This is a genomic window from Streptomyces sp. NPDC093510 (genome assembly GCF_040683555.1).
Lineage (GTDB): Bacteria > Actinomycetota > Actinomycetes > Streptomycetales > Streptomycetaceae > Streptomyces.
Map to the genome: position 1 here is coordinate 303,893 of NZ_JBFBEE010000006.1, position 17,695 is coordinate 321,587.

The window sequence follows — 17,695 nt, forward strand, 5'->3', positions numbered from 1 at the left end:
GTTGTGCGTGGGCCGTGTGGTCGTGGGGTCATGGGGTCGTGTGTCGTGGGGTCAGTTCTCCTGGCGGGACTCCTCGTCCTCCGCTCCGCCCGAGGGCCGGCCGTCCGCCACGACCGCCAGGTCGCCCAGCAGCCGCTGGGTGTCCGCAGTCAGAGCGCCCAGGGCCGGGGTGACCTGATGGCGGCCGTCCGTCAGCAGCCGGGCAAGCCGGCCGTGCGCCTCCTGCGCCCGGTGCAGGGCGGCATGCCGGTCCGCCGCGCGGTCCGCGCAGCCCGCCGCGGCGCCAGGGACCCGCGCGGACTCCCGCACGGCCAAGGCACCGGCGTAGTCGTCCTGCGCGCACACGTCACCGGCCGCCCGCAGCAGCTCCGTCCCGATCTCCCGCGCCTCGTCGGGCACATCGGTCAGCGCCGGCCGGCCCTGGCTCGTCTCGGCCAGCGTCCGCAGCGTCTGCCGGATCTGGTCGGTGATGCGGTCCCAGGCGAAGTCCCAGTCCGAGGAGGGCAGCAGCGGCTCAGAGCGGCGCAGCTTGCGGCCCGGGTTGAGGCGGTAGCTCTCATGCGACCAGCGCCGCGCCGTGCGCAGGTCCGTCACCAGGTCGGTCAGCCGCTGCGCCCGGTCGTGCCAGGTCGCCGCCCGCTCCTTGTCGAAGCCCTCCTCGACACCGTCCGCGACGGCGTACAGCAGATCGGCGCTCTCCTGGGCCAGCCGGGCCCGCAGATGCCGCACGTCCCGCCCGTGGACGGGCGGCAGCACCGCGGCGTTCACCACGATCCCGATGACGGCGCCGAGCACCGTCTCGAAGAGCCGGTGCACGATGTCCAAGGGCGTGTACGTGCCGTACGCCAGCACGAACAGGGCCGCCGTGGGGGCGTAGACGCCCTGGGTGCCGAACCGGGCGTAGCCGCTCAGCAGCACCGTCGCGGGCAGCACGATCGCCATCGCGGCCAGCGAGTTGTTGCCCGTCAGCATCGAGCCGCCCGCCGCCAGCAGGGTGCCCGTGACCACCACCGCGAACTGCTGCAGCGCGGAGTGCACCGAGCGGTAGACGGTGCTCTGCACGATGAACAGCGCCGTCCACGGCGCCAGCAGCGCCATCGGGGCGCTCCACCACCAGCCGGCCAGCGCCCAGGCCAGCACGCCGGCCCCGGCCGCCTTGAGCGACTGCACGGTCGTGTCGCGCTCGGGCCCCGGCGCCGTCACCGCCCGCCGGGCGGAATTCCACACGGCCTGTACGTCCCACGCCACCGCGCGCCAGATCCGGCTCACCTTCCTCAGGGTCGGCACGGAAGACAACCGCAGCATCCCCGCGGGCGGTTCAGGGCAGGGGAGTGCCGCCGGTGGCGTTCATGATCTCGGCCGTGATGAAACCGGCGTGCTCCGAGGCGAGGAAGACGTAGGCCGGGGCCATCTCGGCGGGCTGCGCGGGCCGGCCCAGCGGCGCCTGCTTGCCGAACTCGGCGGTGTCCGGCAGCGTCGCGGGGATCAGCGGCGTCCACACCGGGCCGGGCGCCACCGCGTTGACGCGGATCCCGTCCTCGACCAGCATCTGCGCGAGCCCCTGGGTGAACGTCACGATGGCACCCTTGGTCATGGCGTAGTCCAGCAGGTGCGGGCTGGGCTTGTAGGCCTGCACCGACGTGGTGTTGATGATCGAGGCGCCGCGCGGCATGTGCGGCACCGCCATCTTGCACAGCCAGAACATGCCGTACAGGTTGGTGCGCACGACCCGGTCGAACTGCTCGGTAGGGATGTCCCCGATGCCCTTGGGCCGGGACATCTGGTACGCGGCGTTGTTGATCAGCACATCGATCCGCCCGAACTCCGACACCGCCCGCTCCACGAGCGCGCGGCACTGCTCCTCCTCGCGGATGTCGCACGCCACCGGGATCGCCCGGCGTCCGGCGTCCTGCACCCAGCGGGCGGTCTCCTGTGCCTCACCGTCCTCGGCGGGCAGGTGGGTGAACATGACGTCCGCCCCCTCGCGGGCCAGGGCGATGGCCACCGCCCGCCCGATGCCCGAGTCGCCGCCGGTGATCAGCGCGGCCCGGTCGCGCAGCAGCCCGGAGCCGCGGTAGGAGTCCTCGCCGTGGTCGGGCGGCGGGTCCATGGCGCCGGTCCACCCCGGCACTTCCTGCTCCTGCTGGGGGAACTCCGGCCGCGGCCCCTTCGTGGTGGGGTCCTGCGGGCCCTGCTTGCCGGGGGAGTCCTTCATCTGCTGCTGCCCTTTCTGTGGCGTGCGGCCGGGCGGCGGGTCTGTCCGGCCCGCCGCGGCGCCTGCTCCTACCTTCCGCAAGTGACGGGCACCTCACCACCGGAGCGCCTGGCCGAAAGGCCCCGGCCACCCCGGACGTGCCCGCTGCGGTCGCGGCCCCGGGTGCCCTGCCCCCAAAGCGGCAAAACGTGCACGCGGGCATGTCCCCAGGCATGTCCCTCACGATCGGGGAAAGCCGAGGACCATGAAGATCCTCATCGTCCTCGTCGTCATCGGCATCGCCGCCGCCTGGTACATGAAGTCCCGCAAGGACCGGTGAACGCGCACCCTGCGCCTCCCGCCCCGCGTCCGCCTCGCGTCGTCCGCCTCGCGTCTTCCGTCCTTGAGTGGCGGGCCGCGGGCCGCGGGCCGCGGGGCGGCGGGCGGCTCAGCCCTGCCCGATGCGGAAGCCCACGCCGTGCACCGTGACGATCCACTCGCGCGAGCCCAGCTTGGTGCGCAGGCTGCTGACATGGGTGTCGACGGTGCGGCGCGACCAGGAGCCCGCCCACACCTCCCGCATGAGCTGTTCGCGGGTGATGACCGCCTCCGGCCGCGTGGCCAGCAGATGCAGCAGGTCGAACTCCTTGCGGGTCACGGCGATGCTGCGCCCGCCCAGGCGCACCTCCCGCAGCGCCGCGTCGATGCGCAGTGCCCCGATGGACAGGGTCCGGCTCACCGGGCGGGGCGGCCGCACGCGGCGCATCACGGCCTCCATCCGGGCCAGCAGCTCCCGCAGCCCGCACGGTTTGACCAGGTAGTCGTCGGCGCCGGCCTGCAGGCCGAGTACGACGTCCAGTTCACCGCCGCGGGCGGTGAGCGCGAGGACCGCCGGGCCGCCGCCGCCCGCCTGCAGCCGGCGGCACACCTCCAGGCCGTCGACGTCCGGCAGATCGAGGTCGAGCAGCACCACGTCCACCTCGCCCGCCTCACAGCCCGCCTCGCACCTTTCCAGCGCGGCGCGGCCGCCGGCCACCTGCTCGACGTGGTGCCCGTGCCGGTGCAGGGCCTGGGCCAGCGCTCCGGCGTCCTCGGCGCGGGCATCCACGAGCAGGACGCGCCAGGCCGTACGGGCCGGGCCCGCGGCGCCGGCCCGGGGCCCGAGCGGCTCACGGCCCGCACGGCCCGGGCCGGCGCCGCGGGCGGCGAGCAGATCAGCTGACGCCTGGCTCACGGATCGCCTCCCCGGCAAACGGACTTCACGGCTGTGGACGGGACGTCGGCCACCGTAGGGAACGCCGTGCCAGCTCCCGGTCAGCGCACCGACAGCAGAACCCCAAGCCCGGGCGGAGAACACCGGCCGCGGACAGCGGCACGGGGTGCCCGGAGCCGCCCGGCGCTGCGCGGCGCTGCGCAGAGTTGCCGCAGCGGTGAAGCGCACCTGACACAGCCGTGCGGCTGCGCTGTCCTGGCGCCGCCGATGCTGGCAGCAGCACCTGACCCGGGCGTCACCGCCCCGGTTCCCCCGGCCGGCGGGACGTGGCCGCTCAGCGCGCCCGAGCGCGACCGCGCAAGCCTTCCGGTACCACGTACGGATTCCTCTTGAGGGGCGTGAGCGCGATGAAGGTACGGGTCGTCGAGTACGGCGACGCAGCGGGCGGGGGCGACGAGGCGGGCCGCACGGCCGCCGCAGGCGCCCGGGCCCGCGCGCCCCGCACACGGTTCGGGCCGCCCGCCCCGCCCCCGGCCGCCCCGACCGCGGGGCGCGCCGCGCCCCGGAGGGCGGGCCGGTGACCGCCGCCGCGTACGACCTCGCGGCGGCCGCCGCCCACCAGTTGCGCGGCCCGCTGGCAACGATCCGGCTGCGCCTGCAGATGCTGCAGGACCAGCGGCCCGAGATCGCCGAACTGCCCGCCGTGCTGCGGGAGGTGGAGCGCCTGGCCGCCCTGCTGAGCCAGATCCTGGCCTGGGGCGCCGCCCGGCACGACGCGCCCGACCCCGAGCCCGTCGAAGTCCTCGACGTCGCCGCCGCACGCCTGGAGGCCTGGAGCGTGGTCGCCGACGACCAGGGCGTCGGCCTCGACCTGGGCGGCACCGCCGCCACCGCCCTGCAAGTGCACGGCGCCCTGGAACACACCCTGGACGTCCTGCTCGACAACGCGCTGCAGGCCGGCCCGCCCGGCACCACCGTCACCTGCACCGTGCACGTCAGCGGACACCGCGTCCACGTCGCCGTCACCGACGAGGGCCCCGGCATGACCGGCGAGGAACTCGCCCACGCGGGCAGCCCCTTCTGGCGCGGCGCGCAGACCGCGGGCCGCAAGGGCACCGGCCTGGGCCTGTCCATCGCCGCGTCCCTGCTCACCGCCTCCGGCGGCCGGCTCAGCCTGGACCGGGCGGCCTCCGGCGGCCTCAGCGCCACCGCCGTCCTGCCGATGGCCCCCGACTGACCGCGCACCGCCACTGACCGCGCACCGCCACTGACCGCGCACCGCCACTGACCGCGCACCGCCATTGACCGCGCACCGCCATTGACCGCGCACCGCCCGGCCGCGGGAAATTCCTGCCGCGCAGCTTGTGACCGGCACGACAACGGCCCATGAACCCCCGCACCCCGGAAACTGGCACCACACTCCGGGGGGAGAGCAGATGCCATTGCTCGAACGCGAGGCGCAGTGGGGACGGTTGCGGCGTGCCTGGCACCGCAGCACGACCGGCGAGACGACGATCGTGCTCGTCGAGGGCGCGGCAGGCTGCGGCACGACGGCCCTGCTGCGCCGCCTGGCCGACCACGCCGCCGCCCACGGAGCGCTGATCCTGCACGCCCGGGCCCCCGCCGGCCCCCGGCAGCCCGCGCACACCGTACTGCGCCAACTCCTGCACGCCCTACCGGCCGCCCCGGCACCCACCCGTGCCGCCGACGACTACGGGGTCCCGGCCCCGCCCGAAGGGCCTGTCGGTCTGGGGCAGCCGCCCGGGGACGGCGTGCTGCGCCAACTCCCGTACGCCTACGCCCTGCGGGGCGGTCCCCTGGACGGCCCGGCGGACGAGCATGCCCCCGGTCCCCCCGTCGGCCACAGGGCCCCGGCCCAGCCGTCCGAAGGGGCCGCCGCCCCGGGGCAGTCCGCGTACGGCGTGCCGCGCAGGCCCTCGCGCGCCCTGCCTGCCGGCGCCGCCACCCCGCACCGCGCGAGGCCGCAATGGGACCCGGAGGACTTCGGCGACGCCGTGCGCGCCCTGGCCCGGCACCGGCCCGTTCTGGTGTGCGTGGATGATCTGCAGAACTGTGACGGGCCCTCCCTGGAGCAGCTGGCGGATCTGGGGCGGAGCCTGCACCGTATGCCGGTGCTGCTCGCGCTGGGGCAGGTGCTCGGCGCCCGTACGCCCCACGGGAACGCGCCGGACGCCGCGTTCCCGTGCCATGAGGCCTTCGACCGTATCCGTGTGGACCGCCTGAGCCCTCGCGCCGCCACCGCCCTGGCCGACCGCCACCACCACGACCACGGCGGCGCACCGGCCCCGGCCCGCCTGTACGCCCTCACCGGCGGCAACCCGCTGCTGTGCAAAACCCTGCTCCTGGAGCACCCTGCGGTGGCGCAGACCGCCGAAGAGCCGCGGGCCGCAGAGGAGTTGGGGCCCGGGGGCGAGGAACGGCCAGCCCCCGGTGGGCCGTTCCTGCACGCGGTCGACTCCTGCCTGCGGCGCAGCGGCACCCCGGCACGCCGGCTCGCCGAAGCCCTCGCGGTGCTGGAACCGGACGCGAGCGCCGAGCGGGTCGCCGAGACGGCAGGCATCACCGCGGCCACGGCCGCCCAAGCCGGCGACGTCCTGGACGCCGTGGGCCTCACCGACGGGTGGCGGCTACGACACCCGGCCGTCGCCGCCCACGTGCAGGAGACGGTGGCTCCCGAGGAACTGCTCGCCCTGCGCGTACGGGCCGCGCGGGTGCTGCACGCGGGCGGAGCCGGAGCGGGCGCCACAGCCCGCCGCCTGCTGCATGCCCACAGCCTCTCCCTCCCGGGGGACCGCGCCGGTGCGGGGGCGGGGCAGTGGGCCCTGCCCGTACTCCTGGAAGCCGCCCGGCAGGCACTCCTGGAGGACGACAGCGCCGCGGCCGTCGACTGCCTGCGCCTGGCCCAGCAGCTGGGCGCGACCCACGCCGAGGGCCGGCCCCTGGGCCTGCGGCTCGCCGGCCTCCTGCGCCGCACCGACCCCGCCGGAGCCGAGAACCAGCTCGCCGAGCCCCTCCGGGCCCTGGACAGGGGCGAGTTGGGTTACGGCGATGCCGCGCTGCTGGCCCGTACGCTGCTCACCCAGGGACGTATCGAAGAGGCCGGGAGAGCCCTCGTCCACGCCGAGCGCAGGCGGGCGGCGGGCGAGAGCGGCGACGCCCCGCTGCACGGCCTGCCCGCCCCCTCCCGCACCACACCACCCCTCGGCGTCGCGCCCCCCGGCCCCGCGACCCCGGGCGGCCCCGGCCCGATACACCCCGGACTGCGTGCCGCCACCGCCGCTCTGCGGCCGCCCACGCCCTCCGGTGCCGCATCCCTCAGCCCCGAGGCCCCCACCCCCGAGGCCCCGGGCGGGCCCGGACCGGTGCGCCCTGGACTGCGCGCCGCCACCGCCGCTCTGCGGCCGCCCGCACCCTCCGGCGCCGCATCCCTCAGCCCTGAACCTCCCGGCTCCGAGGCCCCGGGCGGCCCCGGCCCGGCGCGCACCGGCCCGCGTGCCGCCACCGCCGCTCTGCGGCCGCCCGCGCCCTCCGGTGCCGCGCCCCTCAGCCCCGAACCTCCCGGCCCCGCGGCCCCGGGCGGCCCCGGACCGGTGCACCCCGGACTGCGTGCCGCCACGGCCGCGTTGTGGCCGCCCACGCCCTCCGGTGCCGCACCCCTCAGCCCCGAGGCCCCCGGCCCCGCGGCCCCGGGCGGCCCCGCACCGATACACCCCGGACTGCGTGCCGCCACCGCCGCCCTGTGGCCTCCCGCGCCCGCCGGCGAGGACGTCGCGGTCGTCGAGCAGGTTCTCAAGGACACGCCTCTGATCCACGGCACGTTCGACCTCGTTCTGCGGGAGATCCGTGCCCTCGTGCACGCCGACCACGGCGACCGGGCCGTCGTGTGGTGTCAGAAGCTGCAGGCCGAGGCGGATCGCGGCCGCGCCCCGGGCTGGTTCGCCGCGCTGGGGCTGCTGCACGCCCAGGCCCTGCTGCGCCTGGGCGACGTGCCCGGCGCCCAGCACGCCGCGGCCGCGGCCACCGCCGCCGTGGAAGAACGCGGCGGACTCCTCCTGCACGCCCTCGTCGCCGTCGAGATCACCGCGTACACGGCCCGGGGCCAGTACGACGAGGCGGCCCGGCGCCTGGAACTACCGCCCCCCGACGGCCTGTTCACCAGCGCGCACGCCCTGGAGCACCTGCGTGCCCGCGGCCACTACTACCTGGCCACCCACCGCCACACCGCCGCCCTCACGGAGTTCCTCGACGCAGGCCGGCTGGCCCGGCGCTGGTCCCTGGACGACCCGCGCCACCTCCCCTGGCGCACCGACGCCGCCCTCGCCCTCCTGCACCTGGGCGAGCACGAACGGGCCGACGCGCTCATCACCCGGCAGTGCGCCCTGCCCGCCGGCCGCACCCCGCGGGCGTACGGCACCGCGCTGCGCCTGCGCGCCGCCCTGGCCCCGGCCGCCGAGCGGCCCCGGCTGCTGACGCGCGCCCTGGAGGAACTGAGGCGCTGCGGCGACCGGCTGGAGCACGCCCGCACCCTGGCCGACCTGGCCGGCGCCCTGCAGCTGACCGGGGAGGGGAACCGGGCCGGGATCATCGCGCGCCGGGCCTGGCAACTGGCGGCGGACTGCGGCGCGCAGGCCCTGTGCGAACACATTCTGCCGGGCCGCACCGACCGCATCGGCTCCGAAGGGCCCCGCAACCGGAGCCTGGCACCGACGGCCGCCGAGGCGGCCGCACGCCTGACCGAACCCGAGCAACGGGTGGCGGCCCTCGCCGCGTTCGGCTACACCAACCGGGAGATCGCGGCGAAGCTGTACGTCACCCCCAGCACCATCGAGCAGCACCTGACCAAGATCTACCGCAAGCTGGGCATCAGCCGCCGCGACGAACTCCCCCTGGACCTGGCATAGCCCCCCCATGTGCCGGCCGCGCCAAGAACGCATACGCCGGTATAGGAAATCCCTATAGCCCGTGCTGGTATTTCGTCTTTGCCTCCCGATCTTTTCCCTGCGTACCGTGAAACACCTCGCCCCAACCACTCCCCGACGGGCGGGAATTCACGCGAACGAAAACGAAAGGGCCGGTGGCATGACCACGACCGAGAACGGAACACAAACACGCGAACTCGCGGGAAAGCGGGCCCTGGTCACCGGCGGTTCCCGCGGAATCGGAGCGGCCCTCGTGCGCCACCTCCTGGATGCGGGCGCCCAGGTGCTCACTAGCGCCAGGTCGGCGCCGGGCACGGTGCCCGACGGGGCCGCCTTCGTGGAGGCCGACGTGCGGACCCGAGCTGGCGCGCAGGCACTCGCCGCGGCCGCGCAGGAGAGGCTCGGCGGGGTGGACATCCTGGTCCACAACGCCGGCGGGGCGCAGCCCCACCAAAGTGCCGCGGCCATCCCCGACGAGCAGTGGCAGGATGCGCTGGACCTGAACTACCTGGCGTCGGTACGGCTGGACGCGCTGCTGGCACCGGCGATGCGGGAACGGCGTTCGGGGGCGATCGTGCACGTCTCCTCCGCCGCGGTACCCCTCACACCGCCACCGTTCTTGCACTACACGGCGGCGAAGGCGGCACTGGAGAACTACAGCCGGGGACTGGCCGCGGAGCTGGCCCCCTTCGGGGTCCGCGTCAACACGGTGTCTCCCGGTAGAACCGCCACCCCCGGCGGGCAGGCGACACGGGAGCAGTGGGCACGCCTGGGCCCCGGACCGGGCCAGGACAGCACCACCGTGCCACTGGGACGCGAGGGCCTGCCCGACGACATCGCCCACGCGGTGCTGTTCCTCGTCTCCGGCCGGGCCGGCTGGCTGACCGGAAGCAATATCGTCGTGGACGGCGGGGAATTCCCCCGCGGCTGACCCCGGCGCACTTCCAGAACATTCCAGAACGGAACAACGCAGAATTCGGCACACCGTCGAATTCGCGCGTATGGAATGCGGTGGTGCCCGTCTGTGTGTTCGCGTCCGTCGTCAGGGCGTGGGGGAGAGGAGCGCGGGCGCGGGCTCGGGCTCGGGCTTGGACCAGGTCTCCTTGCGCAGGAGTTCGAGCAGGGCCGTCTCCGCCGGGCCCGCGGCACGCCGCAGAACGGCGATGACGGGCTGGGGCACGGCCGGCGACACCGGGCGCGCGAGGTGCTGGTGGGCACGGGGCACCGCGGAGGCCGGGACCAGCGTGGCCCCCAGCCCGTGGGCGGCCCAGCGCACCGCCGTCGCCGTCTGGGACACGCGGGCGGCCGTGGCCGGGGCGGGATCGGTGTCCCGCAGCGCGTTCAGCAGCACGCCGTCCAGCGCGCTGTCGCGGTCGAACCGCACCCACGGCTGCCCCGCCAGTTCCCCCAGCTCCACCCGGTCCCCGGCCAGCAGCCGGTGCCCGGCGGCAAGGACCACCACGAACTCCTCCTCGCCCAAGCGGTGGGCGTCGGCGGGGCTCTGCTCGCACGCCGCCATCAGGGCCAGGTCCAGCACGCCCCGGCGGCACAGCCGTTCCAGCTCGGCGGAGCTCGGCTCCTCCAGGACGGTGACCTCCAGCCGCGGGAAGCGGCCGCGCAGCGCACCCAGCGCGCCCGGAAACTGCCGGGCACCAAAACCCAGCTGGGCCGCGACGACCAGCTCACCCGCCGGCTCGCCCGCGCCGGCCCGTGCCGTTGCCCGCGCCCGTCGTGAGGCGCTCACCGCGACCTCCGCCTCCCGCAGGAACGCACGGCCGACCTCGGTGGGCACCAGGCCGCTCGGGGTGCGGGCGAACAGTTCCACGCCCAGTTCCCGCTCCAGGCCGCGGATCTGCTGGGACACCGAGGGCTGGGCCACGCGCAGCACCTCCGCGGCCGCCGTCACCGAGCCCTCCTCGGCCACGGCCAGGGCGTACTCGTACTGACGAAGGCTCATCGGTGCCCGTCCCCTCCCTGCGGCGGGCCGCCGCCCACCTCGTCGTCCTCGCTGTCACCGCTGCCGCCCTGACAAGAGCCCCAATCCCTCAAGAGCCCTGAGAGCCCTGAGAGCCCTGAGGGCAGCGCTAAGAGCCCTAAGAGCTCCCGCACCCCGAATATTTCCCCGGGCCCGGCGTCAGCCTGCTGCTCGGCATTCCCGCGGCCGTCTGTCGCCTGTCGTGGAGGGCCGACCGGCCCCTGGGGCCTGTGGGCGGGGCGCGGTGCGTGCGCACCAGACGCCCGGGCGGACCTCGGCCCACGCGGGGCGCGCCGCGTGGCCCGCGCGCAGCTGGTCCAGCCAGCGCCGCGCGTACGCCTCCAGACGGCGGTCGCCAAGGACGCCCGCGAGAGTCAGACACTGCTGGAAGTGCGGGCGGGCCGCGTCCTCGCCCCGGCTCTCCAGTGCGTGCAGGGCCAGGACGCGGCGGGCCTCGTAGCAGCCGCGGGTGTCCTCGGGGGTCTTGGTCAGGGTGGGCAGCACCAGGCGGGCGGCGGTGTCGCCGGCCCCCGCCTCCAGGTGGAGGTCCGCCAGACCGGCGAGGATCCGCCCGCGCTCACCCGCGGCAGCGTCGTCGCCGCCCGCGCGGGTGGCGTCCAGGGCGCGCTGGTAGAGGTCGCGGGCGGCGGCCGGGCGGTGGCGCTGCCAGGCCAGGTCGCCCAGCGAGCGCAGCAGCCGCACCGTCGCCGCCCGGTCGCCCGACTGCCCGGCGGCGTCCAGGGCCAGGGCATGGGTGTGCTGCCAGGCCTCCCAGGCGGCCGACACCTCCAGGAAGACGCTCATGGCATCGGCCAGCCGGACGGCCTGGTCCCACAGGCCCGCCGCGTGCGCCTGGCCGACCAGGGCGACCAGGGTGTCCTGCCGGCGGGCGAACCAGTCCAGCGGGGGCAGGCCGTCCGCGCGGGCGTGCGGCGCGCCCAGATCCTGACGGGCGGCCGCGCACAGGCGGGCGACAGCCGCCTGCACGGAACCGGCCGGCCCCTCGGCGGTACGCCGCTCGGTGGCCAGGAGCCGCGTCAGGACGGGGAAGCGGTGGCTCTGGCCGCCCCGGCGGTCCTGGTGCAGGCCCAACAGGCCCGCCGCCACCAGGGAGTTCAGGGCGCGCCCGGCGTCCTGGGGCGGGATGCCGAGCACGGTGGCGGCGGCCCGCGGGGACAGAGACCCGGCGGGCAGCAGACTCAGCAGACGAGCCGCCCGCCGGTCCGCCTCGGGCGCCGCGTCGTACGCCCGGCACAGCTGCCGGTAACACTCCTCATCGACCACGCGCAGCGCCCCCAGACGGGTGCGCTCCTCACGCAGCGAGGCGGCGAGGCCGGCGGGGGAGTGGTGGGGCTGAACGGCGAGATGCGCGCCGAGAGCGCGCAACGCCCCGGGAAACCGACCACACGCCTCGGCCAACTCGCCCCGGCCGTCGGCCGGGTCGCCCTGGGCGGGGGCGGGTTCGCCCCAGCGGGCGGCCTGCTCGGACCGGCCGGGAGTGAACTGGGCCCCGCCGTCGTCCAGTTCCTCGCGGGCGGGGTCGGACTGGTCCCCGTGGTCGGCCCGCCCTGTCCGGCCGGTGCCGGGATCGTCCAGGTGGCCGGTCGGATCGGCTGGGTCGGCTGGGTCGGCCGTTGGTCGGTCCCTGTGGTCGGCCGTCTGTGCCCGGCCGGGGGCCGATTGGTCCCAGCTCGGTTCGTTCCGGCTGGTGCGGTGCCGGGGCCGGCTGTCGGTCTCTTCGGCCCGGCGGGTGTCTGGTCGGGTCCGGCCCGGGGAGGGGGTTCCCCGGCCATCGGCTGGTGCGGCCCGCTCGGGGGCGGGTTCGCCTCGGTGGGCGGGCAGGTCGGCTGGGGCGGTGGTTGGTCGGCCCTTGTGGTCGGCCGTCTGCGCCTGGCCGGGGGCCGATTGGTCCCAGGTCGGTTCGTTCCGGCTGGTGCGGGGCCGGGGCCGGCTGTCGGTCTCTTCGGCCCGGCGGGTGTCTGGTCGGGTCCGGCCCGGGGAGGGGGTTCCCCGGCCATCGGCTGGTGTGGCCCGCTCGGGGGCGGGTTCGCCTCGGTGGGCGGGCAGGTCGGCTGGGGCGGCGGTTGGTCGGCCCTCGTGGCCGGCCGGCCCCGCCCGGCCGGGGGAGGGGCGGGCCCAGCCCGACTCGTCCCGGCCGGTGCCGGGTCGGCTCCAGTCGCCGGTCTCGCCGGTCTCGCCGGTCCGGTCGGTGTCCGGGTGGGGCCAGTCCGTGGAGGGGGCGTGCCGGTGGTCGGGGGGAGCGTCGTGGGGGTGGCCGGATGTGGAATGCAGCAGGCGTCGGGCGTCCCGCGGGGTGAGCGGGTCCAGCGGGAGTGTGTGGCCGCCCAGTCCGGGCAGGGCGGGGCGGCAGGTGGCCAGGACCGTGCACGCGCCGCCCGGCGTCTGCAGCGGCCGCAGCTGGGCGGCATCGGCGACGTCGTCCAGGATCAGCAGGATGCGGCGCCGGTGAGTCGTCAACTGGCGCAGCAACTCGCGTAGTTCTGCTCCCGAGCGGGCGGCCGGGCCGGGGGCGCCGCAGGCGCGCAGGACCTGGACCAGGACCTGCGTGGCATCCAGCGGCCGGCCCTCGCCGCCGCGCAGCCGCACCAGCACGCACCCGCCGGGAAACGCCGCACGCACCCGGTGGGCGGCGGCCACAGCGAGCGCGGTCTTGCCCACGCCGGCCGGGCCGGTGATCTGCACGCAATCCGCCTGCGGCCGGCACAGCCACGCCGTGAGCCGCTCGAGTTCCCGCTCCCGCCCGGTGAACAGCGGATCGGCATCAGGCAGCAGCCCGCCCCCCGCGGATGCGAGGGACAGGGCGGGCGGCGGGGGCGGCTCGGGCCGCGGTCGTTCGGCGGACTCGGCCTGCCGCCGCGGCGCGCCGGGCCGCAACAGGGCGCGGTCACCGGCCAGGACACGGCGCTGCAACCGCCGCACCCGCGGGCCCGGCTCGATGGCCAGCTCCTCGACCAGGGTGCGGCGCAGCCTGCTGTACGCGTGCAGCGCGTCCGCCTGGCGCCCCGCGCGGTACAGCGCCACCATGAGGTGGGCGTGGAACTCCTCGTGCAACGGCAACTCTGCGCACAGCGCCTGCAGTTCGCCGAGCAGCTCCCTGTGGTGGCCCAGTGTGAGCTCCGCCCGCATCCGCTGTTCCAGCGCCGCGATCCGCACCTCGTCCAGGCGCACCGCCGTGGTGCCGAGCAGGCTGCCGTGCGTGGTGTCCGACAGCAGCGGGCCGCGCCACAGGTCAAGGGCGCGGCGCTGCAGGCCGGCGGCCGCCGCGTACTGGCCCTCCTCCATCGCCTCCTGGCCGCGCCGGTGCAGTTCCTCGAAGGCGACGAGGTCCAGCTGGCCGGGTCCCACCCGCAGCAGATAGCCGGGCGCGCGGGTCAGCAGCGCGTCCCGGCCGAACTCCGGTGCCACGTCCCGCAGGAGCTTGCGCAGCTGCGAGATGTAGACCTGCAGCGTCGTCATCGCGGTACGCGGCGGCTCTTGGCCCCACAGTTCGTCGACGAGGCTGTCCACCGACACCACTTCGTTAGACCGTACGAGGAGGGTCGCCAGCACGCTGCGGACCTTGGCGGCGCGGGGCGTCACCCGCCGGTCGTCCCGCGCGGAGCGCACCTCCAGTGGCCCCAGCACCCTGAATCGCATCCGCCCCCGCCCCCTCGGCCGCCGCACACCGCCCGGCCCGGCATGGCGCGCCCCGGGGGCCCGGGCGTACGGCGAGGGCCCACTGTAGGTGGGCCCGGCCCCCCGGCACCGGACGCCGACGCCCCTGCCCACCCGGATGAATCCCCCTGTCCCCGACCCCAGGCGGCGCAGGCGGCGGGCGGAACCACCGCAAGGCGCGCTTTAGCCGTGCTGGGCAGGGTGCGCGGGTCACCACAGAGGTGCCTCGTGCCCGCCGCCGTCCTGACCGCGCCACGGGAAGCCGATGCCGACCAGTGCCGCCGCGGCAACCCCTTCGTCGCCTCGCATCGCCCCGCCTCGCCCGCCGTGCCCGGTTCCGGAGAGCCCACCGAAGGAGACACCGGCCCATGAATACACCGCCGCGCCGGACCTCGCCCCTGCAACGGCTGCGCGACCTGCGGGAGGAGGGCCGGCTGGCCGCCGACTGGCATGAGGTCGCGCCGCTGCTGGCGGAGGTCACCGGCCCCGCAGACCGGGACCGCGACCGGGACCGAGCCTGTGACCGTGACCGTGACCGTGACCGGGACCGTGACCGGGACCGTGACCGGGACCGAGGCCGAGGCCGAGGCCGAGGCCGAGGCCGCGACCGAGCCCGTGACCGAGGCCGCGACCGAGCCCGTGACCGAGGCCGCGACCGTGACCGTGACCGCGAGCGCGAGCGGGCCGTGGTCCTCGACGAACTGCTGGCCTGCGGTCGCATCCTCGCGGGCGTGGACGCGGGCGAAGTAGTGGGCCACCACCCCGCCGTGCCGTTGGTCAGGATCGCGCTCACCGGCCACGCCCCGACCGCCCGGCTGGCCGCCCCGCTCACCGCCGAACTGGCCCGGCACGGCATGCCGCTGCGCCTGGTCACCGGCGAGCAGGGCGCCTACCTGCGCGACCTGACCGACCCGGGAAGCGAACTGGCCCACGCGCGGGCGGACATGACGCTGTGCGTCCTGGACGCCGGAGCCGTCTTCGACGAGCTGGCCGCGCCCTGGGACGTCGCCGACGCCGAGCTGGCCTGCGCCCGGCTGACCGGACGGCTGCGGGCGGTGGCCGCGGCGCACACCGAGCACGGCCCGGGAACCCTCGTCCTGAACACACTGCCCCTGCTGCGCACCCACACCCACCAGCTCCTCGACGAACGCCGGCGCACCCAGCTCTCCGCACTCTGGCGGGACTTCAACGCCGTACTGCTGCGCCTCGCGTCCGCTCACCCGGGGCTCACCGCGGTGGACCTGGACCCGCTCGTCGCCGAGACCGGCCCGGCCCGTGACACCGGGCCGGCCGCCGCCGGTGCGCCCTTCAGCGACGCGCTGTTCGCCGCGTACGCCCGCGAGATCGGCCACCTCCTGCGCGCCCGCACCGGCCACCCCTGCAAGCGCACCTGAAACTTGTCACCACGATCCGGGCGGGGGGAGCCGGTGTTGTCAAAAGTCCTCGACCACCGTGGTGACCGCTTCCAGGACGGTGCGGCCGGCCTGGGCCAGGGTCAGGGTGACCGGCGCCTGACGGTGTCCCGTCGTGTCGCGCGCACACGGGCCGGCCACCGCCGCGCAGCGCAGGTGTGTGCCGGGTTCCACGTAGCCGCGGAAGTGGACCTCGAGCGAGGAGAGTGTGCAGCGGTCGGGGGCGAGCCGGTGGGTGCGGCCCGCGCAGAGCAGCGCCGTCTGGCGCAGCGCCTCCAGCTGGACGGCGGCGGGCACATGGCCGTGCGCGGTGGTTGCCGGCAGGGGCCAGCCCGCGGGGACGGACACCCCGACGGACAGTCGCCCGTGGGCCGGCCGGGACGGTCCGTGCACCAGGACGTTGCCCGGGCGGGTGCGCCCCACCTCCCAGGGGTCCACCGGGGAGAGGGGCGCCACTGGCTCCGGTGGCCCGGCCTGCGCTGAAGTGCGGCCGTGCGCCAGGTGGTTGCGGTACACCACGGGCGGCAGGAAGACGACGTTCGCCGTGCCCGTCCCGCAGGGCACGTCGTCGATCTGCAGGTCGGTGCGGAACTCCAGGGCGCGGGGCACTCCGTCGATGACCTTGTCCGGGCGTACCCGCAGGAACGTGGTCAGCAGCGCGGCGCGGCCCGCCTCGGCGCGCCAGGCGCAGATGTCGGGGGCCGCGAGGGTGAAGCGGTAGAAGATGCCGGTGCGGTCGGCCGGTATCCGGAACAGGCTCTGGCCGAGGAACTCGCCGATCTCACGGACCATCTCGGCGCCTGCCTGAAGGTCGTGGAAGCGGCGCGGCCCGTCGCCGAACACGGGGTGGCCGTGCGGCAGTTCGCCGCTCAGGACGAACTCCGCCTCGCCGCCGTCCGCGACCTCGGACGACGGTCCCGGCTGATCCCATGTGCGGGCCCGGTGGACCAGGCGCAGCGTGCCGCCGCCCGCGGCCGGTGTGCCGGCCGATGACGGCCCGTCACCGCTCATGCGCTCACCCCCCTTTGGCGCCGCACTGACCCCGCAGCCCCCGCTGTCCCCGCCGCCTGCCGCGGCACCCGCTCGCGCGGCCCGCACCGCCGTCGGTGTCCGGCGTCTGGCGTCTGGCGTCAGCGTCGTGCCGGGGGCCGGGCAGGGCCAGGAAGATCAGGTGGCAGCAAGCTGTACGGCATCAAGTCACCTGGACCGCCGGGGAGTTCCGGGGGCGCGCCCGGGGCCCCTCGGCGCACAGGTCCTAGGGCTCGCCTAGGGCTCGCCTAGGGCTCGCCGGGGCGCGAGAGGCCGGCGGCGTCGTCCAGTGTTCCGGACAGGGCGACGTTCACCCCCGCCTGGAAGCGGCTGGTGGCGTCCAGGTCCTCCATGATCGCGGCGATGTGGCGGCGGCAGGTGCGCACCGACATGCCCAGGCGGCGGGCGACCATCTCGTCCTTGTAGCCCTGGGCCATCAGCTTGATGATGGACCGCTTCACGTCGTCGGTGATGGCGGTGGTGTCCTCCGCGTCCGGCTCGAAGACCGTTCCCCTGGCCCACTGCTGGTCGTACAGCTTGCACAGGAAGGCCACCAGGGTGGGTTCGCGTACGACGATGGCGCCCGGGCGGCGGTCCAGCTCGCCCTGCTCGGGCAGGAACACGATCTCCCGGTCGTAGATGATCATCCGGTCGATCAGCTGGTCCGTGGTGCGCACCTCGGCGCCGGCCGCGCTCACCTCACGGATGTAGGCCGTCGAGGCCGGGTCGTTGCGGACGGTGTGCTGGTACAGGTGCTCGATGCGGACGCCGCGCGCAAGACGCTCCAGGGTGCGCCGGCGGGCGCCGTCGAGCAGGTGCGGGGGGCGGGGGCCGCCGGGCTGGACGGTCAGGGCCTGCGTCTGGCAGCGCGCCCCGAAGTCCTCGATCATGAGTTCCAGGACGCTGATGTTGGTGATGACGTCGAAGGCCTCCATGCGGTTGCGGCTGCGGCGGCTCTCGAAGTAGACGGGCAGCAGCGAGAGCAGGCTGTTGCGGGTGCTGGAGACCGACTGCTGCAAATCCCTGATCTGCTGTTCGGCGGGTCCGACCAGGTCGGCCGCCGCGGCGTCGGGGCTCGCCGGGGCCAGCGTCTCCCGGTCGCCGGGCACCGGGTGCAGCAGCCGCAGGTCCAGCAGCGTCCGCCCGATCCGTGCCGCCTCCTCCTCCGTCATCCCCAGCGTCGCCGCGATGGCCTGCGGGGCGTACTTGCCTGCCTGGACGGCGGCACGGTAAGCCGCGATGGCCCGCTCATCCAAT

At 75.8% G+C, this 17,695-nt stretch carries 13 protein-coding genes; 6 read left to right on the top strand and 7 right to left on the bottom strand.

What is annotated here, in order from left to right; translation table 11 throughout:
* Positions 1 to 51: 51 nt before the first annotated feature.
* The 3 genes from AB0N81_RS12500 to AB0N81_RS12510 form a co-directional block, all read right to left on the bottom strand.
* A complete protein-coding gene (locus AB0N81_RS12500) occupies positions 52 to 1,269 on the bottom strand; it encodes an FUSC family protein (RefSeq protein ID WP_365357739.1) in 1,218 nt (405 codons plus the stop codon).
* Between the two features lie 49 nt (positions 1,270 to 1,318).
* Positions 1,319 to 2,215, bottom strand: a complete 897-nt coding sequence (locus AB0N81_RS12505) for an SDR family oxidoreductase (protein WP_365357740.1) — start codon at positions 2,213 to 2,215, stop codon at positions 1,319 to 1,321.
* A 427-nt stretch (positions 2,216 to 2,642) separates the two neighbouring features.
* Positions 2,643 to 3,428, bottom strand: a complete 786-nt coding sequence (locus tag AB0N81_RS12510) for a response regulator transcription factor (RefSeq protein ID WP_365357741.1) — start codon at positions 3,426 to 3,428, stop codon at positions 2,643 to 2,645.
* Positions 3,429 to 3,805: 377 nt separating this feature from the next.
* Between AB0N81_RS12510 and AB0N81_RS12515 the strand changes: the two genes are divergently transcribed.
* The 4 genes from AB0N81_RS12515 to AB0N81_RS12530 all read left to right on the top strand — a co-directional run bounded on the left by AB0N81_RS12515 (position 3,806) and on the right by AB0N81_RS12530 (position 9,278).
* Positions 3,806 to 3,988, top strand: coding sequence for a hypothetical protein (locus tag AB0N81_RS12515; protein WP_365357742.1), 183 nt, complete (start codon positions 3,806 to 3,808; stop codon positions 3,986 to 3,988).
* Positions 3,985 to 4,644: a HAMP domain-containing sensor histidine kinase gene (locus AB0N81_RS12520; protein ID WP_365357743.1), complete on the top strand. Its 660-nt coding sequence runs from the start codon at positions 3,985 to 3,987 to the stop codon at positions 4,642 to 4,644. Before AB0N81_RS12515 ends, AB0N81_RS12520 begins: the two co-directional genes overlap by 4 nt.
* 199 nt (positions 4,645 to 4,843) lie before the next feature.
* Positions 4,844 to 8,329 (top strand): AAA family ATPase, encoded by a 3,486-nt coding sequence (locus AB0N81_RS12525; protein WP_365357744.1) that lies wholly within the window; start codon positions 4,844 to 4,846, stop codon positions 8,327 to 8,329.
* Between the two features lie 178 nt (positions 8,330 to 8,507).
* Positions 8,508 to 9,278 carry an oxidoreductase gene (locus tag AB0N81_RS12530; protein ID WP_365357745.1) on the top strand — a complete coding sequence of 257 codons (771 nt, stop codon included), beginning with the start codon at positions 8,508 to 8,510 and terminating at the stop codon, positions 9,276 to 9,278.
* Between the two features lie 111 nt (positions 9,279 to 9,389).
* Here AB0N81_RS12530 and AB0N81_RS12535 read toward each other — a convergent pair whose 3' ends face one another.
* Positions 9,390 to 10,304 (bottom strand): LysR family transcriptional regulator, encoded by a 915-nt coding sequence (locus AB0N81_RS12535; RefSeq protein WP_365357746.1) that lies wholly within the window; start codon positions 10,302 to 10,304, stop codon positions 9,390 to 9,392.
* A 177-nt stretch (positions 10,305 to 10,481) separates the two neighbouring features.
* Positions 10,482 to 13,979, bottom strand: a complete 3,498-nt coding sequence (locus tag AB0N81_RS12540) for a BTAD domain-containing putative transcriptional regulator (protein ID WP_365357747.1) — start codon at positions 13,977 to 13,979, stop codon at positions 10,482 to 10,484.
* 543 nt (positions 13,980 to 14,522) lie between these two features.
* Here AB0N81_RS12540 and AB0N81_RS12545 point away from each other — a divergent pair.
* The gene (locus tag AB0N81_RS12545) at positions 14,523 to 14,747 is read left to right on the top strand and encodes a hypothetical protein (protein ID WP_365357748.1); all 225 of its coding nucleotides are present in this window, start codon (positions 14,523 to 14,525) and stop codon (positions 14,745 to 14,747) included.
* Positions 14,729 to 15,391, top strand: coding sequence for a hypothetical protein (locus AB0N81_RS12550; RefSeq protein ID WP_365357749.1), 663 nt, complete (start codon positions 14,729 to 14,731; stop codon positions 15,389 to 15,391). Before AB0N81_RS12545 ends, AB0N81_RS12550 begins: the two co-directional genes overlap by 19 nt.
* 39 nt (positions 15,392 to 15,430) lie before the next feature.
* Here the strand turns inward: AB0N81_RS12550 and AB0N81_RS12555 are convergent, their stop codons facing one another.
* Both AB0N81_RS12555 and AB0N81_RS12560 read right to left on the bottom strand, forming a co-directional pair.
* Entirely contained in the window at positions 15,431 to 16,420 is a 990-nt protein-coding gene (locus AB0N81_RS12555) for an AfsA-related hotdog domain-containing protein (RefSeq protein ID WP_365357750.1), read from the bottom strand.
* Positions 16,421 to 16,686: 266 nt separating this feature from the next.
* Complete coding sequence (locus AB0N81_RS12560) at positions 16,687 to 17,694, bottom strand: helix-turn-helix transcriptional regulator (protein WP_365357751.1); 1,008 nt, start codon at positions 17,692 to 17,694, stop codon at positions 16,687 to 16,689.
* Position 17,695: the final 1 nt, after the last annotated feature.